At 52.2% G+C, this 251-nt stretch carries 1 protein-coding gene; it reads right to left on the bottom strand.

Features of this window, described 5'->3' with window-relative positions; all coding sequences use genetic code 11:
* On the bottom strand, positions 1–251 hold a 251-nt coding region (locus tag H5202_RS23825; protein WP_220494009.1), incomplete at both ends, for a hypothetical protein.

Below are 251 nucleotides of genomic sequence, written 5' to 3'. Positions count from 1 at the left end.
CCGTCAGTACCGATCTCATCGCTGTTGAAGATACCATCGCTGCCCATGCCGCTGAATTCAACGATTGGTGCAGGTGCCATGGTGGCATCAACAGGTTGTGTATCTGTTGCGGTTGCAGATGGGTTACCGGCGATATCAATCACTTGCGCCGTAACATCAACATCAGTTGCGCCTGCAGTGACAGGCACTTCAACGTCAAAGCCGTTGTCGAGCATGTCTTGAGTGACAGGGCCATTAAATAGGGTGTTGCC

The organism is Shewanella sp. SG41-4 (genome assembly GCF_014164505.1).
Taxonomy (GTDB): domain Bacteria; phylum Pseudomonadota; class Gammaproteobacteria; order Enterobacterales; family Shewanellaceae; genus Shewanella.
Note: the sequence above shows the minus strand (reverse complement) of the source record. Positions and strands in the feature narration are given on the sequence as shown.